At 60.2% G+C, this 22,952-nt stretch carries 22 protein-coding genes; 8 read left to right on the forward strand and 14 right to left on the reverse strand.

The features are described 5' to 3' along the window. The first annotated feature begins 8 nt into the window (after positions 1-8). On the forward strand, positions 9-1,130 hold the full coding sequence (locus tag HU722_RS09795) for a cytochrome P450 (RefSeq protein WP_186752981.1): 1,122 nt from the start codon (positions 9-11) through the stop codon (positions 1,128-1,130). On the opposite strand, the gene HU722_RS09800 is transcribed toward HU722_RS09795, so the two are convergent. Next, positions 1,119-1,997 (reverse strand): LysR family transcriptional regulator, encoded by an 879-nt coding sequence (locus HU722_RS09800; protein ID WP_186752980.1) that lies wholly within the window; start codon positions 1,995-1,997, stop codon positions 1,119-1,121. The two genes, HU722_RS09795 and HU722_RS09800, sit on opposite strands and share 12 nt — an antisense overlap. Before the next feature lie 190 nt (positions 1,998-2,187). Between HU722_RS09800 and HU722_RS09805 the strand changes: the two genes are divergently transcribed. From HU722_RS09805 to HU722_RS09815, 3 genes are all read left to right on the forward strand, one after another. Continuing rightward, positions 2,188-2,376: a type II toxin-antitoxin system HicA family toxin gene (locus tag HU722_RS09805; protein WP_065872692.1), complete on the forward strand. Its 189-nt coding sequence runs from the start codon at positions 2,188-2,190 to the stop codon at positions 2,374-2,376. Between the two features lie 11 nt (positions 2,377-2,387). Continuing rightward, positions 2,388-2,792, forward strand: coding sequence for a type II toxin-antitoxin system HicB family antitoxin (locus HU722_RS09810; RefSeq protein WP_186752979.1), 405 nt, complete (start codon positions 2,388-2,390; stop codon positions 2,790-2,792). Between the two features lie 305 nt (positions 2,793-3,097). Next, positions 3,098-4,612 carry a M10 family metallopeptidase C-terminal domain-containing protein gene (locus HU722_RS09815; protein ID WP_186752978.1) on the forward strand — a complete coding sequence of 505 codons (1,515 nt, stop codon included), beginning with the start codon at positions 3,098-3,100 and terminating at the stop codon, positions 4,610-4,612. Between the two features lie 9 nt (positions 4,613-4,621). Here HU722_RS09815 and HU722_RS09820 read toward each other — a convergent pair whose 3' ends face one another. Further along, positions 4,622-5,818, reverse strand: a complete 1,197-nt coding sequence (locus HU722_RS09820) for an MFS transporter (protein WP_083207090.1) — start codon at positions 5,816-5,818, stop codon at positions 4,622-4,624. A gap of 175 nt (positions 5,819-5,993) precedes the next feature. Here HU722_RS09820 and HU722_RS09825 point away from each other — a divergent pair, with 175 nt between their 5' ends. Together HU722_RS09825 and HU722_RS09830 are read left to right on the forward strand one after the other, a co-directional pair. Then, positions 5,994-6,608 (forward strand): DUF5666 domain-containing protein, encoded by a 615-nt coding sequence (locus HU722_RS09825; RefSeq protein ID WP_065872688.1) that lies wholly within the window; start codon positions 5,994-5,996, stop codon positions 6,606-6,608. 125 nt (positions 6,609-6,733) lie between these two features. Beyond that, positions 6,734-8,101, forward strand: coding sequence for a hypothetical protein (locus HU722_RS09830; RefSeq protein ID WP_186752977.1), 1,368 nt, complete (start codon positions 6,734-6,736; stop codon positions 8,099-8,101). Positions 8,102-8,140: 39 nt separating this feature from the next. On the opposite strand, the gene HU722_RS09835 is transcribed toward HU722_RS09830, so the two are convergent. The 8 genes from HU722_RS09835 to gcl all read right to left on the reverse strand — a co-directional run bounded on the left by HU722_RS09835 (position 8,141) and on the right by gcl (position 17,517). Further along, the gene (locus HU722_RS09835) at positions 8,141-9,145 is read right to left on the reverse strand and encodes a sulfate ABC transporter substrate-binding protein (RefSeq protein WP_186752976.1); all 1,005 of its coding nucleotides are present in this window, start codon (positions 9,143-9,145) and stop codon (positions 8,141-8,143) included. Positions 9,146-9,250: 105 nt separating this feature from the next. After that, positions 9,251-10,075, reverse strand: a complete 825-nt coding sequence (locus HU722_RS09840) for an ion transporter (RefSeq protein WP_049709249.1) — start codon at positions 10,073-10,075, stop codon at positions 9,251-9,253. 31 nt (positions 10,076-10,106) lie between these two features. Next, positions 10,107-10,982: an urea transporter gene (locus HU722_RS09845; protein ID WP_186752975.1), complete on the reverse strand. Its 876-nt coding sequence runs from the start codon at positions 10,980-10,982 to the stop codon at positions 10,107-10,109. Between the two features lie 131 nt (positions 10,983-11,113). Next, positions 11,114-12,529 (reverse strand): pyruvate kinase, encoded by a 1,416-nt coding sequence (pyk, locus tag HU722_RS09850; protein ID WP_049709247.1) that lies wholly within the window; start codon positions 12,527-12,529, stop codon positions 11,114-11,116. Then, positions 12,519-13,799, reverse strand: a complete 1,281-nt coding sequence (locus HU722_RS09855) for a glycerate kinase type-2 family protein (RefSeq protein ID WP_186752974.1) — start codon at positions 13,797-13,799, stop codon at positions 12,519-12,521. The genes pyk and HU722_RS09855 overlap by 11 nt, the downstream gene beginning before the upstream one ends. An 85-nt stretch (positions 13,800-13,884) precedes the next feature. After that, on the reverse strand, positions 13,885-14,775 hold the full coding sequence (locus HU722_RS09860; RefSeq protein ID WP_049709245.1) for a 2-hydroxy-3-oxopropionate reductase: 891 nt from the start codon (positions 14,773-14,775) through the stop codon (positions 13,885-13,887). A gap of 173 nt (positions 14,776-14,948) precedes the next feature. Beyond that, positions 14,949-15,731, reverse strand: coding sequence for a hydroxypyruvate isomerase (hyi, locus tag HU722_RS09865; protein ID WP_186752973.1), 783 nt, complete (start codon positions 15,729-15,731; stop codon positions 14,949-14,951). A 10-nt stretch (positions 15,732-15,741) separates the two neighbouring features. Then, positions 15,742-17,517, reverse strand: a complete 1,776-nt coding sequence (gcl, locus tag HU722_RS09870; protein ID WP_186752972.1) for a glyoxylate carboligase — start codon at positions 17,515-17,517, stop codon at positions 15,742-15,744. Between the two features lie 267 nt (positions 17,518-17,784). On the opposite strand from gcl, the gene HU722_RS09875 reads away from it, so the two are divergent. Then, positions 17,785-18,225, forward strand: coding sequence for a GlcG/HbpS family heme-binding protein (locus tag HU722_RS09875; protein WP_186752971.1), 441 nt, complete (start codon positions 17,785-17,787; stop codon positions 18,223-18,225). A 133-nt stretch (positions 18,226-18,358) separates the two neighbouring features. Here the strand turns inward: HU722_RS09875 and HU722_RS09880 are convergent, their stop codons facing one another. Both HU722_RS09880 and HU722_RS09885 read right to left on the reverse strand, forming a co-directional pair. After that, positions 18,359-18,817 (reverse strand): REP-associated tyrosine transposase, encoded by a 459-nt coding sequence (locus HU722_RS09880; RefSeq protein WP_065872679.1) that lies wholly within the window; start codon positions 18,815-18,817, stop codon positions 18,359-18,361. A 226-nt stretch (positions 18,818-19,043) separates the two neighbouring features. Next, positions 19,044-19,649 carry a TetR/AcrR family transcriptional regulator gene (locus HU722_RS09885; RefSeq protein WP_065872758.1) on the reverse strand — a complete coding sequence of 202 codons (606 nt, stop codon included), beginning with the start codon at positions 19,647-19,649 and terminating at the stop codon, positions 19,044-19,046. A 134-nt stretch (positions 19,650-19,783) separates the two neighbouring features. Here HU722_RS09885 and HU722_RS09890 point away from each other — a divergent pair, with 134 nt between their 5' ends. Beyond that, positions 19,784-20,698, forward strand: coding sequence for a DUF808 domain-containing protein (locus HU722_RS09890; protein ID WP_186752970.1), 915 nt, complete (start codon positions 19,784-19,786; stop codon positions 20,696-20,698). A 55-nt stretch (positions 20,699-20,753) separates the two neighbouring features. Here HU722_RS09890 and HU722_RS09895 read toward each other — a convergent pair whose 3' ends face one another. Together HU722_RS09895 and HU722_RS09900 are read right to left on the reverse strand one after the other, a co-directional pair. Beyond that, the gene (locus HU722_RS09895; RefSeq protein WP_065872677.1) at positions 20,754-21,542 is read right to left on the reverse strand and encodes an MlaA family lipoprotein; all 789 of its coding nucleotides are present in this window, start codon (positions 21,540-21,542) and stop codon (positions 20,754-20,756) included. Next, on the reverse strand, positions 21,535-22,833 hold the full coding sequence (locus HU722_RS09900) for a serine/threonine protein kinase (protein ID WP_065872676.1): 1,299 nt from the start codon (positions 22,831-22,833) through the stop codon (positions 21,535-21,537). Before HU722_RS09900 ends, HU722_RS09895 begins: the two co-directional genes overlap by 8 nt. Positions 22,834-22,952 lie beyond the last annotated feature (119 nt).

Raw genomic sequence — 22,952 nt, forward strand, 5'->3', positions numbered from 1 at the left:
CGTACTCAATGACGCCGCTTGACGCCCCCACCCATGCAGACCCCTACGTCTACTACGCCCGTTTGCGGCGCAATGAAGAGCTGCTGTTCGATGCCCAACTTGGGCTGTGGGTAGCCAGCCGCGCAGAGACGGTGGAGGCTGTTTTGGCGCATCCCGACTGTCGTGTACGCCCGCCCCATGAGCCAGTGCCTCCCGCCATCGCGCAACGTGCAGCAGGCCAGGTGTTTACGCGGTTGATGCGCATGAATGAAGGCGCTGCCCATCGCTGCCCTAGGGCGATCATCGAACCGGCGCTGGCCGCCCTGGACGCGCAGCACGTTGCGACCGTGGTGAGGCAGCTCAGCACCCGTATGAAAACCCCGGATGAATGGATGTTCACCCTCCCGGTGTCGGTGGTTGCACACCTATTGGGCGTGCCCTGTACGCAGTTAAAAGCCGTCGCCGGTTTGACGCGCGATTTCGTGGCCTGCCTCTCACCGTTGAGTAACGCCGCTCAACTGCAGAAGGCCGACATTGGTGTGTCGCAATTGAGTCAGATGTTCAACGGTGTGCTTGAGGAAATAGGGTTGCTGGCACTGATTCGTAGAGGTGACTGGCAGGACGCGCAAGTGCTGAATGCCAACCTGATTGGACTGTTGTCGCAGACCTGCGAAGCGACGGCTGGCCTGATCGGCAATACGCGGGTATTGCTCTGTCAGCGACCTGACCTGGTTGAGCAGATCCTACGCGCGCCAACCCTGGTCACTGCACTGGTGGAGGAAGTGGCCCGCTACGATTCGCCGGTGCAAAACACGCGGCGATTCGTTGCTAGGCGCTGCACGATTGGCCGCCGTGTTGTAGAGGCTGGGGATACAATTCTGGTATTGCTGGCGGCTGCCAATCGGGACCCTGATGCGAACCCGGACCCTGACACGTTCCAGCTTGAACGTGCGCATCGGCGAGTCTTCAGTTTTGGTTCGGGGAGACACCATTGCCCAGGGCAGACGCTCGCGTTGACCATCGCCTCGCACGTTATTCTGGCAATGTTGCAGCGTCAGCCGAGCTTATTCGCCAGCGCAATCCCGTTCAGCTATTGGCCCTCGTTGAATGGCCGCATCCCCAACTTCTGCAGTACGGTCCTACAGCAATAATCCCTCCACATATTCGACAAACGCCCGCGCCTTGGCACTCGCCATCCTGCCGGTGGGGAACACCGCCCATAAATCCCTGGGCGGTAATGTCCAGTCGGTCAGTACCCGCTTCACTTCGCCGCTGGCCAGTTCCGGCGCAAACATCCAGGTGGACGACAAGGTCAGTCCCAGATGACTCAATACGGCTGCGCGGACACCTTCAGCCGCCGTCACGCGTACGCGGCCGTGGGCGACGAGCGGGTATTCGATGTCGCGTTGGGTGAAGGTCCAGTGCGAGCCTTCGCCGCGGGTGTAGATGATTGCTTCGTGTTGCAGCAAATCCGCCGGGGTGGCGGGTTCACCGAAACGTTCGAAATAGCGCGGGGTGCCCAGGATGATGCACGGCGATTCGCCGATCTTGCGCGCCGTGAGGCTCGAGTCATTCATGTTGCCCATGCGCAGGGCCACGTCGATGCCTTCTTCGACCAGATTGAGGCTGCGGTCGTCGAGCACGACGTCCACATTCAATTCGGGGAACTGCGAGAGGAAGGGGCCCAGGTGAGGAATGATATGCATCCGGGCGAAGGTCACCGGCGCGCTGATGCGCAGGTTGCCGGTGAGTCCCGCGCCTGCGCCACGGGCGGCGTCGTCGGCCGCGTTGGCTTCATCGATGGCGCGCTTGGCTTTCTCGAAAAATGCCAGGCCTGCCTCGGTCGGCGTCAGGCCCCGTGTGGAGCGCAGTACCAGGCGCACCGCCAGGCGCGTCTCCAGTTGCGCAATGCTTTTGGAGACGGCGGGCTGGCCAATGCCCAGGCGTTTGGCGGCAGCGGAGAAAGAGCCGGTCTCGACAACGTGGACGAAGGTCTCCATGGCGGTGAGGCGGTCCATCGGTGATTCCTGTTTGGGTTGGCGGCGCCCAAGCCTAAGGCGATGGCCTGCGTGTGTCATGTGTTTAAGCGTTGAGCAGATGGGCCTTCAACATCCGGTAAAACAGCCGTCAGTCAGGATTGGTCATTTTATGCTTGAGTAAAGATAACTCTAGGGTTATTTTTATTCAGGCCAGGCCAAGGATGCTGAGGTGCAAAGCAGGTTATTGATCAAGGAACTGCAAGAGGCAGGCTGGGTGTTGGATCGAGTTACGGGCAGTCATCATATATTCACCCACCGCTATAACCCGTACACGATCCCCGCTCCCCATCCTAAAAAGGATTTGCCGCTGGGCACTGTCAGAAGCATCAGAAAACGCGCCGGCCTGTTTGAGTTTTAAGGAGAATATTCATGCAATACCCAATCTGTATCGAATGGGGCGATGACTTCACCGCCACCGGTATCCAGATCCCCGATATCCCAGGCGCGGTCACGGCCGGGGACAGTTTTGAAGAGGCCTACAAGGCCGCAGTGGAAGTCGCGCACATCAGGCTGCAAGAGATTGCCGCAGAGGGTGGGCCGATTCCGATGCCAACGTCGGTCGCCAATCATCACGTGCACGAAGACTACGCCGGCATGGGTTGGGGGATGTTGGAATTGGACATCTCGCCCTACCTGGGCAAGACCGAGAAGGTCAATGTGACGTTGCCTGGTTATGTCATCCAGCGCATCGACCGTTATGTGCGTGAGCATAAGATCAAGAGCCGTTCTTCCTTCCTGGCGGATGCTGCGCTTGAGAAGCTGGTGCGGTCCTGAGGAAGGGTTAATGGATGTGTCCTCAGCGCTGGAAAAACGGCGTACTTGAGTAACCACTGCTTTTTTAGATTTTGTTTTTCTCTTGCCAAAACAACTCGATACCGCCCGGGCATTTGTGTTGTCGAGTGTTTAAATTGCAAAGGAATTCCTGGGTGTATCGCCTTGTGTTTCGGGGCTCACAGGTGTTGCGGTTAGAACCAAATCTGCGTTGGTATCAGATTTTTCAACGTGCGAATTTACCTCTGGAGTGATTGGCCGACGATCCGTTGGCCGGCCCTATTTATTAAAACCAAAGGTGCCGCACAATGAACAATTATGACCTGCGTAGCGTTATTCCTCTTCACAACCTACCGGTATCGGACCCCGGCCCGTTTGGTGTGGGGGCTGGTAACAAGCCGACTTACACCACGGACCAGGCAGCCCAACACATCACGCGGGACAACCTGCGATTTCATGACCGTAATGGCGACTCGAAGGTCGACGTGAATTACACGGTGGACAACAGTTTCACCAAACCACAGCAGCAACGCGTCCGCCAGGCGGTGCAGTCCTGGCAGGACGTAGCCAATATCAATTTTCGCGAGCAGTCAGGCAACTCGGACGGCACGCTCAATATTCGCAATAACCCTCGCGGTGATCGTGGGGTTGCCACATTTCCCGGGCGCTCCACTGCCAACACATCTGCCACGATCGGCACGCTAAGAGAGAGCGGGTCGCCGGTATTGGGCAGTCACTTTTCAGTCACTGCGATCCATGAAGTGGGCCACGCCATTGGCCTGCACCATCCGGGGAACTACAACGGCGGTGGCTCCAATTACCAGAACGGCGCGGTCTACGCCGAGGATACAAAGGCGCGCACGGTGATGAGTTATTGGTCGGAGAAGAATCAGAAGGGGCACGACTTCAAGGGGCAGAACCCCTCTGCGCCGATGATGGACGATATCGCGGCGGCGCAACGCTTGTACGGGGCCAACCACCAAACCCGTAACACCGACACCACCTATGGCTTCAATTCCAATACCGAGCGGGAGGCGATGAGCCTCAATAGCGCCAAGGACAAACCCGTGTTCTGTGTCTGGGACGGTGGTGGTGTCGACACGCTGGATTTCTCCGGCTTTTCCCAGGACCAGAACATCAACCTGAATGCCGAATCGTTTTCTGACGTAGGTGGGTTGAAGGGCAATGTGTCCATTGCCAAGGGTTGCACGATTGAAAACGCGATTGGCGGCTCTGGCCGGGACACGATATCGGGGAATGAAGCCGGTAATCTGCTCAAGGGGGGTGGGAGGGGCGACACCCTGCGAGGCGGTGGCGGCGCAGACACCTTTGTCTACGACAAGGCCAGCGACTCCACGCCATCCGACCCTGACATGATCGAGGACTTCACCAGCGGCACCGATAAGATCGACGTTTCGGGCGCCATGAAGGACGCGGGTGTGGGGGCCCTGGTGTTTACTGACCGGTTCACCGGGCGAGCGGGTGAGGCGATGCTCAAGCATGACCCCCGTACGGGCCTCTCAAGCCTGGCTATTGACCTGAAAGGCACGGGCAACGCAGACCTGGTAGTCAAGAGCAAAGGGGAGATCAAGCCAGCCGACGTGCAGGGGGGCGGCAAGACACCTAACGTCCAGCCTTTACCTACGCCGACGCCTGCCCCTGTACCCGTGCCTGCACCCGCCCCGTTGCAGGATAAGACACTGGAAGGCGCCGCCGGCTTGATCCAAATGTTTGCCATCACCCTGTTAGCGTTTTTCGCGCAGCTGATAAGCCTGATAACCTCGCCGTCCGGCCAGGCATCCGCGGGAAAACACCAGCCTTAAACCCGTCACTCAAGCGGTGGCAGCCGTGGCCTGACGCGAAGCGCTGAGGAACCGCAACAGCGCCAGCAACGGAAACGCGCTGCCCACCAGCATCACACCCAGCCAACCGCCGTGTTCATACACGCTGCTGGCAATCGCCGAGCCGAAAGCGCCGCCGATGAAGATGCTGGTCATGTACAGCGCGTTCAGTCGGCTGCGGCTGTTGGCGTCAAGGGCGTAGATGGCGCGTTGGCCAAGCACCATGTTCATCTGCACGCAGAAGTCCAGGACCACGCCGGTCACGGCCAGGCCGATGACGCTGTACAACGGATGTACGAAGGCTGGCAGGAAGCTCAGCGCGGCAAACAGCATGGCCAGCAACGAAGCGCGGTGGGTATGGCCGGCGTCGGCCAGGCGACCTGCGATAGGCGCGGCGATGGCACCCAGGGCACCGACCAAGGCAAACAGCGCGATTTCACTTTGGCTCAGGCCGTGGTTACGCGCCAGCTCCAGTGGGGCGGCGGTCCAGAACAGGCTGAAGGTGGCGAACATGCAGCCCTGGTAGAACGCCCGTTGGCGCAGTACCGGTTGCTGACGCAGCAAGGTGCCCAATGAACCCAGCAATTGGCCATAGCTGGCGGAGTGATCCGGCTGACGTTTAGGAATGGTCAGCATCAGCACCACGCTGATAAATGCCATCAACGCCGCCGCCGCCATGAACATTGCGCGCCAGCCAAAGTGGTCCGCGACCACGCTGGACACCGGTCGGGCCAGCAGGATACCCAGCAACAGGCCACCCATGATGCTGCCGACTACACGGCCACGGGACTCGGCGGGCGCCAGGTGCGCGGCCAGCGGGATCAGGATCTGCACCGACACCGAACTGAAGCCGATCAGCAACGACACCAGCAAAAACAGGTTGGGTTGTTCGGTGTACGCTGCCCCCAGCAGGCTGGCGATAGCGAGCACGGTAGTGGCGATCATCAGCTTGCGGTTTTCCAGCAGGTCGCCCAGGGGCACCAGGAAAAATAAGCCAAGGGCGTAGCCGATTTGCGTCAGCGATACGATCAGGCTGGCCATGGCAGGCGTGAGGCCGATGTCCGGCGCGATCAGTTCGATGATCGGTTGCGCGTAGTAGATGTTGGCGACGATGGCGCCGCAGCAAAACGCAAACAGCATCACCATGCTCCGGGTCATGGTGCTTGTAGCGTGGGAAGTAGCGTTCATGGTGTTCTCATAAAAGCGAAGGAAGTGGGGCGAGCCTAAAGACAACACCGTAGCCTGGGTAGGCTGGTGGCAGTGATAACACCCATGCCCGGTAATGATGAGTGAATCGTTAACTTTCTGCGCGAAGGGGGATGATACATTCAGAAACAACCGCCGAAACAGGAAATCCATTGCAATGAAGATCACGTTGAACAAGATGCTCCTGGCTTCCACGCTTGCTGCCGCCATGGCCGTAGGGCTGGCCCAGGCTGCCGAGGCCCCGCGCGTGGGCGTGCGCGGCGCCATCACCGCCATGGACGGCGATACGATGCAGGTCAAGGTCAACAGCGGCGAAGACGTCACGGTGCATTTGACACAGGCCACTCAAGTACGCGCCGTCACCCTGGCCAAGATCGACGAGATCAAGCCCGGCAGTTACATCGGTTCGGCGGCCATGCCCAATGCTGATGGCACGTTGACTGCGCTTGAAGTGCATGTGTTCCCACCGGCCATGGCCGGCACGGGCGACGGGCACCGCGCGTTTGATTTGAAAGAAGGCAGCAGCATGACCAACGGCACCGTTGGCGACTTGGTGGTCAGCAACGGCCGTACCCTGACCGTGAAGTACAAAGGCGGCGAGAAGAAGATCGTGGTGCCGGAGGGTGTGCCGATCGTCAACCTGGAACCAGGGGATCGCAGCTTGCTCAAGGCGGGGGTGAAGGTGGTGTTGTTTGCGGCGCAGGGGGCGGATGGGACGGTCACTGCCCAGGCCATCTCGGCCGGCAAAGATGGCGTAACACCCCCTATGTAGTTGGCTTTTTCATATAGGCTGGTTCCGACGCAGTTACAGGACTTGTCTGGCAAGGCCGCAGGGGCTGCCTGTCGTAGATTCGACGCATGCACGCTCGCAGGCTGAATCAAGACAGGAACCTCACTATGCGGATTATCCAGATGTTGATGCCTTGCCTGCTCATACCGGTCATCACAGTCGCCGCTGAAAAACAGCTCGAAACGATCACTTACACGGTTTACGTCGAGCGGATGGCCGCGGCTACCGCATCCGCCTGGCCGAAGCTGGCAACAATGGAGCGCCTGAAAGGCCAGACCGGATTTTATGCTCAGGCGCAGATTCTGGTGTACGACGGCGTTTCGGCCTGGCTGATCGATGCAAACGGTTATCGGGCGATTGCGGCGGGACCTGTACACGCGCTTGGTTTTTCGTCGGATTACAAATCCTTCAAGGAACTGCTGTGGGAGGGGCGACCCACCGTCTATATGGGCCTGGGTCAAACCTTGCCAGAGGTTGAAGCGCGCAACATGCTCAACAATCCCAGCGCAGTGCCAGCATTGTTTGCACTGGCAACCCATGAAGCCTTTCATTTCTTTGGTCAGGCCGGTTGGCAATTGATTTCGGGCTCGCGCGCCGGGCGCTATCCTCTTCAGGCCCAGCCCAGGCAGTACCGGCAACACTTGATCAACGCCTTATATGCATCGCTGCAAGGTGATCCCCAGGCGTTGGGCAAGGCGCGCTATTGGCATGACCGTTGGCAGACCGAATTTGCCCTGGAGGCTCAGGACATTCGCTACTACGACATTCTCGAAGGCACCGCCGAATACATAGAAGGGCTTGCTCGGACTTTTGCGAGTGTTGCTGCAGATGAGCCTGAAGCCTGGGCGCAAGGCGTGATGGCACGCTTCCCGAGCGCTGCAGCCTTGTCTCTGGATGGCGAAAGCTACGCGTTGGGCGCATTGGCCATTTATATCCTGGACCGTCTGGACGCCAATGGGTGGCAGTCAATCATCGAGGGGCAAACTCCCGTCCAACGTTTGCTGGCGAACGTGAGGAAGAGCGTCGATGTGCCTGATGCAGCGCTGAATCGACGGATCGCCGAGGAGATTAGCGAGCGCAATCGGCACCTGGCGCGGGTCATTGATCCTGTCATTACACAGCTGAAGCACCCCGACACGGTACGCCTCATGGTCCCCATGAGCGCTGTGGCCGGGTCTATCAGCATGAGCGGCAGCTATCAGGTTGAAGAGGCGCCCGACGAGATGCTCGTGGATTTCTCGGCACAGTTCTCACCATCAAAAGGTCGTGTCACGTTTGATCGTGCCACGGTAGCACTGGCCGTCAGCGAGGCCTGCGGTGAGAAGAGTGGCTTTGTGGTGGTGCCCATCGCCGCGAGTGAGTTCCCGAACGGTCCGGCCGGGCGACTGCGGTTGAAGGGGGCTGGGTTTGAAGTCGATGCGCCGTTTCCCAGGAAGGGTACAGGCAGTGAGGGTGTGTGGTGTATCCCTGCATAAAGCAAAAGCCCCTGAACTCAGGGGCTCTTGAACCAGGGCTTATTGACCGGAATAGATCTGGTCAAACACCCCACCATCATTGAAGTGAGTCTTCTGCACCGTGCGCCAGTCACCAAAGGTCTTCTCCACCGACAGGAAGTCAACTTTCGGGAAGCGGTCGGTGTATTTGGCCAGCACTTTCGGATCACGTGGGCGCAGGTAGTTGTTCGCCGCGATCTCCTGGCCTTCCGGCGACCACAGGTACTTCAAGTAGTCTTCGGCAGCCACGCGGGTGCCTTTCTTCTCGATCACCTTGTCGACCACCGACACCGGCGGCTCCGCTTCGGCAGAGACGCTTGGGTAGATCACTTCGAACTGATCACGGCCGAATTCACGGGCGATCATTTCAGCTTCGTTCTCGAAGGTCACCAGCACGTCGCCGATCTGGTTGGTCATGAAGGTCGTGGTAGCCGCACGGCCGCCGGTGTCCAGCACAGGCGCCTGTTTGAACAGTTTGCCGACGAAGGCCTTGGCCTTCTCTTCATCACCGCCGTTTTTCAGCACATAACCCCAGGCCGAGAGATAGGTGTAGCGGCCGTTACCCGAGGTTTTCGGGTTGGGCACGATCACTTGCACGCCGTCCTTGAGCAGGTCCGGCCAGTCTTTCAGGGCTTTCGGGTTGCCTTTGCGCACGATGAATACAGTGGCGGAAGTGAACGGTGCGCTGTTGTCCGGCAGGCGGGTGACCCAGTTGTCCGGCACCAATTTGCCGTTGTCGGCCAGGGCGTTGATGTCGGTGGCCATGTTCATGGTGATGACGTCAGCCGGCAGGCCGTCGATGACCGAGCGCGCTTGTTTGCTGGAACCGCCGAAAGACATCTGCAGGGTCAGCTTGTCGTCTGGGTGCTCGGCTTCCCAGTGTTTCTGGAAGGCGGCGTTGTAGTCCTTGTAGAAATCGCGCATCACGTCGTAGGAGACGTTGAGCAGTGTGACCGGGGCAGCCTGTGCGGCGCCCGCCAGGGCAAGGCCGGCGGCCAGAAGAGAGGCGCTAACGAGTTTTTTCACTGCTCATTCCTTGTTATTCGAGAAGGTTGCTGTATGCGTGAGGGCATTTTGCCAGCGACTATAGCGGGCTCCGCATAGACGTTTAAAGATTAAAACGCACTTTGCTTATTCCACTTTACGAAAAAGATTACTCCCACACCGCGAGCAGAACGCGGCGTTGGGCTCATGGCTGTCTTTCTTGCACACCGGGCAGTCGGTCTGCAGCTGTTCGCCGCGCATGGCACTCGCCAGTTCGGCGGTGAAAATACCGGTAGGCACGGCGATGATCGAATAACCGGTGATCATCACCAGCGACGAAATCACCTGGCCCAGCGGCGTCTTCGGCACGATATCGCCAAAGCCCACGGTGGTCAGCGTGACGATGGCCCAGTAAATACCTTTGGGGATGCTGGTAAAGCCGTGTTCCGGGCCTTCGATCACGTACATCAAGGTGCCGAATACCGTGACCAGCGTGCACACGCTCACCAGGAACACCACGATCTTCTGCTTGCTGCCGCGCAGCGCCGCCATCAAGTAATTGGCCTGCTTGAGGTACGGGCTGAGCTTGAGCACGCGGAAAATCCGCAGCATCCGGATGATGCGGATGATCAGCAGGTACTGCGCGTCGCTGTAATACAGCGCGAGGATGCCGGGCACGATGGCCAGCAGGTCCACCAGCCCATAAAAGCTGAAGGCATAGCGCAACGGTTTGGGCGAGCAGTACAGCCGCAGCCCGTACTCGATCAGGAAGATGAGGGTAAACCCCCACTCGATATAGGCCAGCACGTCAGCGTAGTTCTGGTGGATCTGGTCGATGCTGTCGAGCATCACGATCACCAGGCTGGCGAGGATGATCAGCAGCAGGATGCCGTCAAAACGCCGTCCGGCCTTGGTGTCACTTTGAAAAACCATGACGTAGAGCCGCTGGCGCCAGTCGTTGTTGCTGTCCATAAATCCCGCCTGAAACTGATATCGGGCAAGCCTAGGGGGATTCGAAGGGCCTGTCCATGCAGGGTTTGCGTAGCACGCGACCGCCTGCGCGCACCAGCCAGCAAGCAAGGATGAATGGCGCGGTCAACGCGGGCAGGTGCAGGGCGGCAAAGCCCGGCGTGAGGAGGATCGCCAGCACGATGCCGAGCAGCGGCAGCCAGGGTTGCCGGCGCACTTGGCTCAATGCCAGCGCTGCCAATGCAGGGTTGTAGCTGTGCAGGCCGAGGAGGGCGCTGGCGTGTTCGTCCAGCCACAGCGCAATCAGCACGCCGACACTGGCGCCAATCAAGGCCCACACGGCGGCGCGGCGGTTGGCCAGCCACAAGCCCAGCGCAATCAGGGCCCCGGCGATGGGCTGGTCCAGCAGCATGATTTGGGCGAGTCCGATAAAAGGTGCCGTGAGGATGTTCAAGGTGTCGGGTTCGTTCAGGGTAAGCGTACTCTCCGGGACCATGCCCAGTAGCGACCAACCCAGTACGACAAAAGGCGCGGTATACGCTGGCAAGTCATCGGGCTGACTGGCGCGCTTCAACCATTGCCGGGTCAGGATCGCACTCAAGCCACCGCACGCCAGGATCAGCGGTGGCAACAAGGCCGACCAGGCGAAGCAATGGCTGATCAATACGCCCAGCAACACGCCGTTGTAGCTATAAAGGCCGGCCTGGCGCTCAGCCTTGGGATAGCCGCGGCGCTGAGCCGTGAGCAATCCCGCGACGCCACCCAGCAACGCCCCGCCGAACAAAGTGGGGGCGCCGATCAGGATGGCCAGCAGGCACAGCAGGCCACACAGCGGCTGGCGCTGCAGGAAGATCTGGCTGAAACCGTTGAGCAGGGCTTCGGCCCAGTCGGGGCAGGATGGGTTGTGCATTTGGGGTCATTCAGTCAGACCGAGTTGCCCCCTTTGCGAGCAAGCCCGCTCCCACATTCGATCGCGTTCAGTCAGGTAAAACGCGGTCGAAAGTGGGAGCGGGCTTGCTCGCGAAGGGGCCCTTACAGACGCTAAATCAACGTCTCGATACGCAGTGAGTTGGTCGAGCCCGGCTGCCCGAACGGCACCCCCGCCGTAATCACCAAGGTATCCCCGCGCTGCGCCATGCCTTGCGCCTGGGCAATCTCCAGCGCCGTGGAACACACCTCATCCACCTGGCGCAGCCGATCATTCACCACCGAATGCACGCCCCACGCCACGCTCAACCGCCGCGCCGTGGACAGGTTCGGCGTGAGGTTGAGGATCGGCGCCACCGGCCGTTCCCGCGCCGCGCGCAAGCTGGAGCTGCCGGACTCGCTGTAGTTCACCAGCACCGCCACCGGCAGGATGCTGCTGATACGGCGGATCGCGCAGCTGATGGCGTCCGACACCGTGGCATCCGCCTTGGGCCGGCTGACATCCAGTTGGGTTTGGTAGTCCGGGCCGTTTTCCACTTGGCGGATGATCTTGCTCATCATCTGCACGGCTTCCAGCGGGTACTCGCCGGACGCGGTTTCGGCCGACAGCATCACCGCGTCCGCCCCTTCGGCCACGGCGTTGGCGACGTCCGTTACCTCGGCACGGGTCGGCGCTGGGGAGAAGCGCATGGATTCAAGCATCTGTGTGGCCACCACCACCGGCTTACCCAACTGGCGGCAGGTGCTGATGATGTCTTTCTGGATCTGCGGCACGCTTTCTGCCGGCACCTCCACGCCGAGGTCGCCTCTGGCCACCATGATTGCGTCGCTGAGCTCGGCGATTTCCCGCAGGCGTTGCACGGCAGAGGGCTTCTCGATTTTGGCCATCAGGAATGCCTTGTCGCCGATCAACTCGCGGGCTTCGCGGATATCTTCCGGGCGCTGCACGAATGACAGCGCCACCCAGTCCACACCCAGCTCCAGGCCGAAGCTCAAGTCGCGCCGATCCTTGGCGGTCAGTGGGCTGAGTTCCAACAAAGCTTGTGGGACGTTGACGCCTTTGCGATCAGACAATTCGCCGCCGTTCAGCACCGTGGTGTCGATGGCGTCCGCGTGCTTGGTGATCACCCGCAGGCGCAGTTTGCCGTCGTCCAGCAGCAGGTCCATGCCGGGTTCCAGCGCCGCGATGATTTCCGGGTGGGGCAGGTTGACTCTACACTGGTCGCCGGGTGTTTCGTCGAGATCCAGGCGCAAGGCCTGGCCGCGCACCAATTGCACTTTGCCCTCGGCAAAACGCCCGACCCGCAGCTTCGGTCCTTGCAGGTCCATAAGGATGCCCAGCGGGTAGTTCAACTGGCGTTCGACTTGGCGAATCCACTGGTAGCGCTGGGCGTGGTCGGCGTGATCGCCGTGGCTGAAATTGAGCCGGAAGATATTCACCCCGGCTTCCACCAGCTCGCGGATGTCATCGATACCGTCGGTGGCCGGGCCCAGGGTGGCGAGGATTTTGACCTTCTTGTCAGGCGTCATGGTTGGCAGTCTCAAGAATCAGGATGGCGCGGAAATCGTTGACGTTGGTGCGCGTCGGCTCGGTGATGATCAAACCGTCGAGCGCGGCGAAATAGCCGTAGCCATTGTTGTTGTCCAGCTCGTCGCTGGCTGACAGGCCCAGGGCTTCGGCGCGGGCATAACTGCACGGCGTCATGATGGCGCCGGCGTTGTCCTCCGAACCGTCGATGCCGTCGGTGTCACCGGCCAGGGCGTACACGCCGGGCAAGCCTTTGAGGCTGTCGGTCAGGCTCAACAGGAATTCCGCATTGCGCCCGCCACGGCCATTGCCGCGTACGGTCACGGTGGTTTCGCCGCCGGACAGGATCACGCATGGCGCTGCCAGTGGCTGGCCGTGCTGCACGATCTGCCGGGCGATGCCGGCGTGCACCTTGGCCACGTCCCGCGCTTCGCCCTCAAGGTCGCCGAGGATCAACGGGCTGAAACCGGCCTGGCGGACTTTTACCGCGACCGCTTCAAGCGATTGCTGTGGGCGCGCGATCAGTTGGAAGTGGCTGCGGGCGAGCACCGGGTCACCGGGCTTGACGGTTTCCGAGGCTGGGTTCTGCAACCAACTGCGCACCGAGGCGGGGGCTTCGATGTTGTAGCGCTTGAGGATCGCCAGGGCCTGCTGTGAGGTGCTCGGGTCACCGACCGTGGGGCCGGAGGCGATCACCGTGGCCTGGTCACCCGGCACGTCGGAAATCGCGTAGGTGTAGACCGTCGCGGGCCATGCCGCTTTCGCCAGGCGGCCGCCCTTGATGGCCGAAAGGTGCTTGCGCACGCAGTTCATCTCGCCAATGGTCGCGCCGGATTTGAGCAGGGCTTTGTTGATGGCCTGCTTGTCGGCCAGGGTGATGCCTTCGGCGGGCAGGGCCAGCAACGCCGAGCCGCCGCCGGACAGCAGGAAGATCACGCGGTCGTCTTCGGTCAGGTCGCTGATCAACTCCAGCACGCGCTTGGCCACGGCCAGGCCGGCCGCATCGGGCACGGGATGAGCGGCTTCGACCACTTCGATTTTTTGGCACGGCGCGCCGTGACCGTAGCGGGTGACGACGAGGCCAGTGACTTCGCCCTGCCAGCAATTCTCGACCACAAGGGCCATCGCGGCGGCAGCCTTGCCGGCGCCGATCACGATCACACGGCCACTGCGGTCGGCGGGCAGGCAGGGTTCAAGCACGTGCCGGGGGTGGGCGGCGTCGATAGCTGTGGCAAACAGCTCGCGAAGCAGGTGTTGCGGATCGACCGACATAAGCGGGCTCCCGGGGGGATTCTTGTTATTAGGTGTGCAGCAAACTTGAGTATTGGAATGCGATCAAATGTGGGAGCTGTGTGTCTTACTTATCGCGAATCGAAAAATTCGCCATATGCTCCAAGCCTTTAATCAGCGCCGAATGGTCCCAATTCCCGCCGCCAATCGCCGTGCACGTGCTGAACACCTGCTGCGTACCCGCCGTGTTCGGCAGGTTGATCCCCAACTCCTTGGCACCGGCCAGCGCCAGGTTGAGGTCCTTCTGGTGCAGATTGATGCGGAAGCCCGGATCAAAGGTGCCCTTGATCATGCGCTCGCCATGCACTTCGAGGATCTTCGATGACGCAAAGCCCCCCATCAGCGCTTCACGCACTTTGGCCGGGTCGGCGCCGTTCTTGGCGGCGAACAGCAGCGCTTCGGCCACCGCCTGGATGTTCAGCGCGACGATGATCTGGTTGGCGACCTTGGCGGTCTGGCCATCGCCATTGCCACCCACCAAGGTGATGTTCTTGCCCATGGCCTGGAACAGCGGCAGGGCGCGTTCGAAGGTCTGTGGCTCGCCACCGATCATGATGCTCAGTGTGCCGGCCTTGGCGCCGACTTCACCACCGGATACCGGCGCGTCGAGGTACTGCGCGCCAGCTGCGTTGATCTTGGCCGCGAAAGCCTTGGTCGCCGTGGGAGAGATCGAACTCATGTCGATCACTACCTTGTTGGGCGACAGGCCTGCGGCCACGCCGTCGGCGCGGAACAGCACGTCGTCGACCTGCGGGGTATCGGGGACCATGACGATAATGAACTCGGCTTCCTGCGCCACTTGCTGCGGGTTGGCCAGGGCCACGGCGCCGGCGTCGATCAGCGCTTGCGGGGCCTTGCCGTGGTGCTCGGACAGGAACAGTTGGTGACCTGCTTTTTGCAGGTTGGCGGCCATGGGTTGGCCCATGATGCCGGTGCCGATAAATCCGATTTTAGCCATGATGAAAATCCTCTTGTTATTCGATAGGCAGGCCCAGCTCGGTCTGCCAAACACCGAAGATCTACTGTGGGAGCTGGCTTGCCTGCGATGGCAATCGTTCAGTTACAGACTGATTGCCTGATACACCGCTATCGCAGGCAAGCCAGCTCCCACATTTTTTTGTGTTGTGTCTGTTAGATGGTGTTGTGGGTTTTGAGCCAGCCCAAACCGGCTTCGGTGGTGGTCAACGGCTTGTACTCACAGCCAACCCACCCCGGGTACCCAATCCGGTCCAAATGTTCGAACAGGAAGCGGTAGTTGATCTCCCCAGTCCCCGGCTCATTGCGCCCCGGGTTGTCCGCCAGCTGGATGTGGTTGATCTCACCCAGGTGCGCGGCCATGGTGCGGGCCAGGTCGCCTTCCATGATTTGCATGTGATAGATGTCGTATTGCAGGAACAGGTTGGCGCTGCCCACTTGCTCGCGAATCGACAGGGCCTGCGCCGTGTTGTTCAGGTAGAAACCCGGGATGTCGCGGGTGTTGATCGCTTCCATCACCAGCTTGATGCCCACCGCTTGCAGCTTGTCGGCGGCGTACTTGAGGTTGGCGACAAAGGTTTTTTCCAGGGTTTCATCATCCACGCCTTGTGGCCGAATGCCCGCCAGGCAGTTGATCTGGGTATTGCCCAGCACCTCGGCATAGGCGATGGCCAGCTTGACCCCCGCACGGAATTCCTCGACCCGGTCCGGGTGGCACGCCAGGCCGCGTTCGCCCTTCGCCCAATCGCCGGCCGGCAGGTTGAACAGCACTTGGGTCAGGCCATGGGCGTCGAGTTGCGCCTTGATTTCAGCGGAGCTGAATTCGTAGGGGAACAGGTACTCGACACCTTCGAAGCCAGCATCGGCGGCCGCTTTGAAGCGAGCAAGGAAGTCCTGTTCGGTAAACAGCATGGACAGGTTGGCGGCGAAACGCGGCATAAGGTTCTCCTTAATCGAGCAGGGAAATGGCAGTCGGCGCATCGTTGCCGACCAGTGCCAGATCTTCGAATTCGTTGACGGCGTTGATCTCGGTGCCCATGGAAATATTGGTCACGCGCTCCAGAATAATCTCAACGATCACCGGGACCTTGAGTTCTTCGATCATTTCCTCGGCGCGGCGCAAGGCAGGCGCGATCTGGCTTGGCTCGAACACGCGCAGGGCCTTGCAACCCAGGCCTTCGGCGACGGCCACGTGGTCCACGCCGTAACCGTTGAGTTCCGGGGCGTTGAGGTTGTCGAAGGACAACTGCACGCAGTAGTCCATTTCAAACCCGCGCTGGGCCTGGCGGATCAGGCCCAGGTAGGAGTTGTTCACCACCACGTGGATGTACGGCAGCTTGAACTGCGCGCCCACCGCCAGCTCTTCGATCATGAACTGGAAGTCATAGTCGCCGGACAACGCCACCACTTTGCGGCTCGGGTCGGCTTTGACTACGCCGAGCGCCGCCGGAATGGTCCAGCCCAACGGGCCGGCCTGGCCGCAGTTGATCCAGTGGCGTGGCTTGTACACATGCAGGAACTGCGCGCCGGCAATCTGCGACAGGCCGATGGTGCTCACGTAGCACGTGTCTTTGCCGAACACCTGGTTCATCTCTTCGTACACGCGCTGCGGCTTGACCGGCACGTTGTCGAAGTGGGTCTTGCGGTGCAGGGTGGCTTTGCGCTGCTGGCAGTCATTCAACCAGGCGCTGCGATCCTTGAGCTTGCCAGCGGCTTTCCACTCGCGGGCCACTTCAATGAACATCGTCAGTGCCGAGCCTGCGTCGGAAACGATGCCCAGGTCTGGGGTGAACACGCGGCCAATCTGCGTCGGCTCAATGTCGACGTGAATGAATGTGCGGCCTTCGGTGTAGACCTCCACCGAACCGGTGTGGCGGTTGGCCCAACGGTTACCGATGCCCAGCACCACGTCCGACTTGAGCATCGTCGCGTTGCCATAGCGGTGGGAGGTTTGCAGGCCGACCATGCCGACCATCTGCGGGTGATCGTCCGGGATGGTGCCCCAGCCCATCAGCGTCGGGATCACAGGGATACCCGTCAACTCAGCAAATTCAACCAGCAGCTCGCTGGCGTCGGCATTGATCACGCCGCCACCGCTGACCAGCAGTGGGCGTTCGGCCTGGTCCAGCAAGGCCAGGGCTTTTTCGACCTGGATGCGGGTTGCCCGTGGCTTGGCCAGTGGCAACGGTTGGTAGGCATCGATATCGAATTCGATCTCGGCCATCTGCACGTCGAACGGCAGGTCGATCAGCACCGGACCTGGGCGGCCGGAGCGCATTTCATAGAAGGCTTTCTGGAACGCGTAGGGCACTTGGCCGGGCTCCATCACCATGGTCGCCCATTTGGTCACTGGCTTGACGATGCTGGTGATGTCGACGGCCTGGAAATCTTCCTTGTGCATACGGGCGCGGGGTGCTTGGCCGGTGATGCACAGGATCGGGATCGAGTCAGCCCAGGCGCTGTAGAGGCCGGTGACCATGTCAGTGCCCGCCGGGCCCGAGGTGCCGATGCACACGCCGATATTGCCGGCCTTGGTGCGGGTGTACCCCTCCGCCATGTGCGAGGCGCCCTCAACGTGGCGAGCAAGGACGTGATCGATGCCACCCACCTTCTGCAAGGCCGAGTACAGCGGATTGATCGCGGCGCCTGGGATACCGAAGGCGGTGTCCACGCCTTCACGGCGCATCACCAGGACGGCGGCTTCGATTGCTCTCATTTTGCTCATTGTTTTGGTGCCTCTTGCGTTTTGTAATTGTATACAAGTTGTTTCTGCTTGAAGTGTATTCACGGCCGCCTGCGCAGGTCAATGCATTTTATTTTCTGATCTGCGCGTTCGTCGGATGGCCTTAAGAGCGAGTTTTATCGACGTATGGCGACTTTGTTTGAAAATATTGTATACAAAAATAAATATCATTGTGTTCTATTTGCTTGATCGAGCATCTGATCTCTCAGACCTCCACCGCTTTCCCAATAACAAAAGAAGGACGGCACCATGAGCGCTTTAACCTTGAAACTCGCTACCCAACTGGTCAGCCAGGCCCTCAGCGCAGGGCGCACCATTGCGGCGGCGCCGCTGACCATCGCAGTACTCGACAGCGGCGGCCATCTGGTCACGTTGCAACGCGAAGACGGCGCCAGCCTACTGCGCCCGCAAATCGCCATCGGCAAGGCTTGGGGCGCGATAGCCCTGGGCAAAGGCTCACGCCTGTTGGCGCTGGACGCGCAGCAGCGCCCGACGTTTATCGCGGCGTTGAACAGTTTGGGGCAGGGCAGCGTAGTACCCGCGCCGGGCGGGGTGTTGATTCGAAGTCACGAGGGTGTGGTGCTGGGGGCGATCGGGATCAGCGGGGATACGTCGGATATTGATGAGCAGTGTGCGATTACAGCGATTGAGGGGGTGGGGTTGATGGCGGATGCGGGGGTGTCTGCTTGATTTTTGGTTGACTGATATGGCCTTTTCGCGAGCAAGCCCGCACACACTTGATTGGGTTCACACATCTATATTTGTGAATACGGTCAAATGTGGGAGCGGGCTTGCTCGCGAAGGCGGCAGCTCGGTCCCGGCTCTAAACCCAAATCGCGTCCCACAACGCATAGTCGCCAATCCGCGTCACCAGCCCGGCGCGCAATGGATTGGCCACCACATACCTGGCCATTTTCACCAAGTCATCTTCCTTGCGCAGCGCGCGATCATGAAAGCTGGTTTGCCAAAGCCGACCTTTGCGCCCGGTAGCCCCGTTTACGCTTCGAGTGCTTTTGGATTTCACTTGGCACATCAGATCCCCCAGTGAGCCTTTTTGTAGTTCGAGCAGCCAGTGGAAATGGTCGGGCATCACCACCCAGGCTAGCGAGTTTGCTAATCCTTGATACTGGGCAAGCCTGAATTGCCAGACCACCAAACGGCCCAGATGAAAGTCACTGAATATCGGCACACGTTCGTGGGTATTGGTGGTAATCAGGTAAATGCGGTTGGGTTCGCTGAAGAGCCCGATACGCAGGCGATGTGACGTAGCTAAATCAGGCATTCCATGGCCTCTCTTCAGTGGGGGTTCTGAGAGGCTAGATCCAGGTGGCTGATGCTGAATGGCAGGCTTTTGGCTGGATGTGTCTGGGAGGGCGCATTCGCGAGCAAGCCCGCTCCCACATTGGATCTGCTGTGTTCATACATTGTGTGTCTGGCGCGGATCAACTGTGGGAGCAGCGGTGCGACGATTCGACTTGCTCGCGAATGGCACAGGCACCCCCGGTCTCTCAGTCCAACTCACACCCCTTCAACACCAACCGAATAATCGTCAATGCCGCCGCCTCATAATCTGCCTCATCCAACTTGGTCTTCCCGGTCACCGCCGAGATCTGCCAGTCAAAATCCGCATACGTCTGCGTCGCCGCCCAGATGCTGAACATCAAGTGATGGGGGTCAATCGCTGCGATCAGGCCGCGATCCACCCAGCTCTGGATGCACGCGATGTTGTGTTTGGCCTGGGCGTTGAGTTGTTCGACCTGATCAGCGCTCAAGTGCGGCGCGCCGTGCATGATTTCGCTGGCGAAGACCTTTGAGGCAAACGGCAGGTCGCGGGAAATGCGGATCTTCGAGCGGATGTAGTTGCTCAGCACCACCGAAGGCTCGCCCTCAGGATTGAACGGCGTGGAAGCGGCCAGGATCGGCTCGATAATGCTTTCGAGCACCTCGCGGTAGAGGTTGTCCTTGGACTTGAAGTAGTAGTACACGTTGGGCTTGGGCAGCCCGGCCTTGGCGGCGATGTCGCTGGTTTTGGTCGCGGCGAAGCCTTTGTCGGCAAACTCCTCGCTGGCCGCCCGCAGGATCTTTTCTTTGTTGCGCTCGCGAATGGTGCTCATAAACCAGAGGTTTCCTTGCCAGTACAGGCGGTTGCGCATGGTAGCACCGGCCATCCGCGAGCCTCAACAATGTGCCCGCAAAGCTGTGCGCCGCGTTATGCTCGCGCCATCTCACTCTTACGGAAGTCCGATTCATGGCAGGAAGCAGCTTGTTGGTGTTGATCGACGATATCGCCGCCGTACTCGATGACGTTGCCCTGATGACAAAAATGGCGGCGAAGAAGACTGCCGGCGTGCTGGGTGACGACCTGGCACTCAACGCCCAGCAGGTCTCCGGGGTGCGGGCTGAGCGGGAAATCCCCGTGGTGTGGGCGGTGGCGAAGGGCTCGTTTATCAATAAATTGATCCTGGTGCCCACCGCACTGTTGATCAGCGCATTTGCGCCTTGGGCGGTGACGCCTTTGTTGATGCTTGGCGGTGCCTACCTGTGTTTCGAAGGCTTTGAGAAGCTCGCGCACAAGTTCCTGCACAGCAAGGATGAAGATCAAGCTGAACACGCCCAGTTGGTCGAAGCTGTTGGCGACCCGGCGACCGACCTGGTGGCCTTCGAAAAGGACAAGATCAAGGGCGCAATCCGCACCGACTTCATCCTCTCCGCCGAAATCATCGCCATCACCCTTGGCACCGTGGCTGACGCGCCATTGATGCAGCAGGTGGTTGTGCTGTCGGGCATTGCCATCGTCATGACCGTGGGCGTCTACGGGCTGGTGGCCGGCATCGTCAAGCTGGATGACCTGGGTTTGTGGCTCACCCAGAAGCCTGGCCAGGTGGTACGCAGTATCGGTGGTGCCATCCTGCGCGCGGCGCCTTACATGATGAAGAGCCTGTCGGTCATCGGCACGGCAGCGATGTTCCTGGTGGGCGGTGGGATTCTCACCCATGGCGTACCCGTGGTGCATCACTGGATCGAGACGGTCAGCCAGGGCGCGGGTAGCGTGGCATGGTTGGTGCCGACGCTGCTGAATGGCGTGGCGGGGATTGTTGCTGGGGCGGTGGTGCTGGCCGTTGTCAGCGCAGTGGGTAAGCTCTGGAAAACCGCGAAGGCTTGATCCAATCGCAATAAAAAAGGCCATTCAATCGAATGGCCTTTTTTTGTGGCGCTGATTACTCCGCAATCTGCAACTTGCGCGATTCCGTATAGATGTACCGCACCTTCTCATACTCGAACGGCGAGTTCATCTGACCATACCGGAAGCTGGTCTGGTAGCGCTTGTCGACCGCGCGCAGGGCCCAGATTTCCGGGTGGTTGGAGCTGACTTCAGCCACATTGAGGAAGTTGATTTGGGTTTCGGCGGTGTAGTCGACCAGCAAGCCACCGGTGTCGCGCAGGTTTGAGGGGCCGAAGACCGGCAGCACCAGGTACGCGCCGCCAGGCACGCCGTAGAAGCCCAGGGTCTGGCCGAAGTCTTCGCTCTGGCGCGGCAGGCCCATGGCGGTAGCAGGGTCCCACAGGCCGGCGATGCCGATGGTGGTGTTGACCAACAGGCGCCCGGTGGTTTCCAGGGAGCGGTGGCCCTTGAGCTGCAGCAGGCTGTTCAACAGGTTCGGTACGTCGCCCAGGTTGTTGAAAAAGTTGCTCACGCCGGTGCGCAGGAAACTTGGGGTGACGTAGCGGTAACCGTCGACCACGGGCAGGAACACCCATTGGTCGAAGCGGTAGTTGAAGTGGTACACGCGACGGTTCCACGCTTCCAGCGGGTCGTAGACGTTGAGCGCGGTGAGCGTTGAACGCTCGAATTCACGCTGGTCCAGGCCCGGGTTGAACTTGAGCTTGGTCAGTGGCTCCTTGAAGCCGTCTGAGCCAACCACGGTGGGTTCGTGAGCCTTGCTGTTGTCGGCATTGGCCACGCCTGCGCACATCAAGGCGGCAAGCAGCAGAAGATATTTAGCCACGGAAGAACTCCAGCATGGCGTCGGCGTTGACGCGGTAATTAAGGTTGCCGCAGTGGCCGCCCAGCGGGTAGACGGTCAAGCGATCGCCGAAGGTTTCACGCAGGAAACCGAGGTCGCCTGGGCCGAGGATCACGTCGTCGGCGTTGTGCATGACGGCGATCTTCGGGTTGGTGTGCAGGTAGTCCTTGAGGGCGTACAGGCTGACTTGGTCGACCAGTTGCAACAGGCTGCCGCCGTCGGAACGCGCGCGCCACATCGGGATCACTTGTTCGGTGAGGTAGCAGTCGAAGTCGCATTGCAGCGCACGCTTGAGGAACGGCGTGAGGCTGGTGCCTTCGGTGATCGGGTATTTCGGCGGGATGATCAGGCCGCGGCGGTTGATCAGGTCCGAGGTAAAGGCGATGTCAGCGGCCGAGAAGCGGAACGAGGTGCCGATCAGCATGGCCATCTGTTCGTTGGTCAGGTGCTGCTTGGAGTTCTGGAAGTCGTAGAGCAGGGCGTCATTCAGATCGATGTAGCCCTTTTGCTGGAAGTAGCGGGTCAGCTTGTTCAGCACCAACTCATAGAAGGTGGTGGTGTTGTTGATGCCCTTGACTTCGGTCTGTACCAACTTGTCGAGGTTGGTGATCGAGGTGTAGAGATTGACCGGCGGGTTCAGCAGCAACACTTTCTTGAAGTTGAAGCTGCGGCGGGTCTCATCGAGTTTGGCGACAAACGCTGCATCCAGGCCGCCGAGGCTGTAGCCGGTGAGGTAGAAGTCGGTCACCGGCAGCGAGGCATTCTGCGCGCGCACGGCTTGCATCACGCGGTACATGTCCTCGGCGTCTTCCTGGGTGATACCCGGGGTGGCGAAGCGCGAGGCGGCGCTGATGAAGTCAAAGCTGGTGGGCGACGACAGCTGCACCACGTGGTAACCGGCCTGGTAATACAGCTTTTTCAGGTATTCGTTGATGCTGCTGTCAAACCGCGCGCCGGTGCCCGCGATCAGGAAGATCAACGGCGCGGCGCGATCCTGCTTGGCGATGCGGTAGGTGAGTTTCTTCACCGCCCAGAAGTTGTCCGGCAGGCTGAACTCGCGCTCGGGACGCATGTTCAGGGTGTAGTCGGACTGGTTGATCTCGTCATCGCTCGGCAATTTCGGCCGAAGGTCAGGCGGGGTAGTGGCGATGGTCGCTTCGAACGGATTCGTCAAAGGGAAGCCATAGGTGGCCTGGTCGATGTCGACGGCCAGTGCTGACGCACTCAAAAAAAGGCTGCCCAACAAGGCAGCGCAGCGCAAGGAACGGAGCATGACTTAATCCCTAGGAGGAAACGTGCTTAATAAAGTTCGCAGGCTATGACCACCGCGTTGCCACCGAAGTGCCAGCTCTCGGCACGAAAAGTCGGAAAATAACGTCGGAATCGGGGTAA

It is taken from the genome of Pseudomonas tritici (assembly GCF_014268275.3).
GTDB lineage: Bacteria > Pseudomonadota > Gammaproteobacteria > Pseudomonadales > Pseudomonadaceae > Aquipseudomonas > Aquipseudomonas tritici.

Bases quoted from the DNA above. Each gene is read 5' to 3' on its own strand.
- HU722_RS09880 (WP_065872679.1), bottom strand. From the start codon at position 18,817: ATGCCTGATTTAGCTACGTCACATCGCCTGCGTATCGGGCTCTTCAGC.
- HU722_RS09810 (WP_186752979.1), top strand. From the start codon at position 2,388: ATGCAATACCCAATCTGTATCGAATGGGGCGATGACTTCACCGCCACC.
- HU722_RS09820 (WP_083207090.1), bottom strand. From the start codon at position 5,818: ATGAACGCTACTTCCCACGCTACAAGCACCATGACCCGGAGCATGGTG.
- HU722_RS09830 (WP_186752977.1), top strand. From the start codon at position 6,734: ATGCGGATTATCCAGATGTTGATGCCTTGCCTGCTCATACCGGTCATC.
- HU722_RS09815 (WP_186752978.1), top strand. From the start codon at position 3,098: ATGAACAATTATGACCTGCGTAGCGTTATTCCTCTTCACAACCTACCG.
- HU722_RS09845 (WP_186752975.1), bottom strand. From the start codon at position 10,982: ATGCACAACCCATCCTGCCCCGACTGGGCCGAAGCCCTGCTCAACGGT.
- HU722_RS09825 (WP_065872688.1), top strand. From the start codon at position 5,994: ATGAAGATCACGTTGAACAAGATGCTCCTGGCTTCCACGCTTGCTGCC.
- HU722_RS09885 (WP_065872758.1), bottom strand. From the start codon at position 19,649: ATGAGCACCATTCGCGAGCGCAACAAAGAAAAGATCCTGCGGGCGGCC.
- HU722_RS09855 (WP_186752974.1), bottom strand. From the start codon at position 13,799: ATGTCGGTCGATCCGCAACACCTGCTTCGCGAGCTGTTTGCCACAGCT.
- HU722_RS09890 (WP_186752970.1), top strand. From the start codon at position 19,784: ATGGCAGGAAGCAGCTTGTTGGTGTTGATCGACGATATCGCCGCCGTA.
- HU722_RS09875 (WP_186752971.1), top strand. From the start codon at position 17,785: ATGAGCGCTTTAACCTTGAAACTCGCTACCCAACTGGTCAGCCAGGCC.
- HU722_RS09795 (WP_186752981.1), top strand. From the start codon at position 9: ATGACGCCGCTTGACGCCCCCACCCATGCAGACCCCTACGTCTACTAC.
- gcl (WP_186752972.1), bottom strand. From the start codon at position 17,517: ATGAGCAAAATGAGAGCAATCGAAGCCGCCGTCCTGGTGATGCGCCGT.
- pyk (WP_049709247.1), bottom strand. From the start codon at position 12,529: ATGACGCCTGACAAGAAGGTCAAAATCCTCGCCACCCTGGGCCCGGCC.
- HU722_RS09860 (WP_049709245.1), bottom strand. From the start codon at position 14,775: ATGGCTAAAATCGGATTTATCGGCACCGGCATCATGGGCCAACCCATG.
- HU722_RS09800 (WP_186752980.1), bottom strand. From the start codon at position 1,997: ATGGACCGCCTCACCGCCATGGAGACCTTCGTCCACGTTGTCGAGACC.
- HU722_RS09900 (WP_065872676.1), bottom strand. From the start codon at position 22,833: ATGCTCCGTTCCTTGCGCTGCGCTGCCTTGTTGGGCAGCCTTTTTTTG.
- HU722_RS09840 (WP_049709249.1), bottom strand. From the start codon at position 10,075: ATGGACAGCAACAACGACTGGCGCCAGCGGCTCTACGTCATGGTTTTT.
- hyi (WP_186752973.1), bottom strand. From the start codon at position 15,731: ATGCCGCGTTTCGCCGCCAACCTGTCCATGCTGTTTACCGAACAGGAC.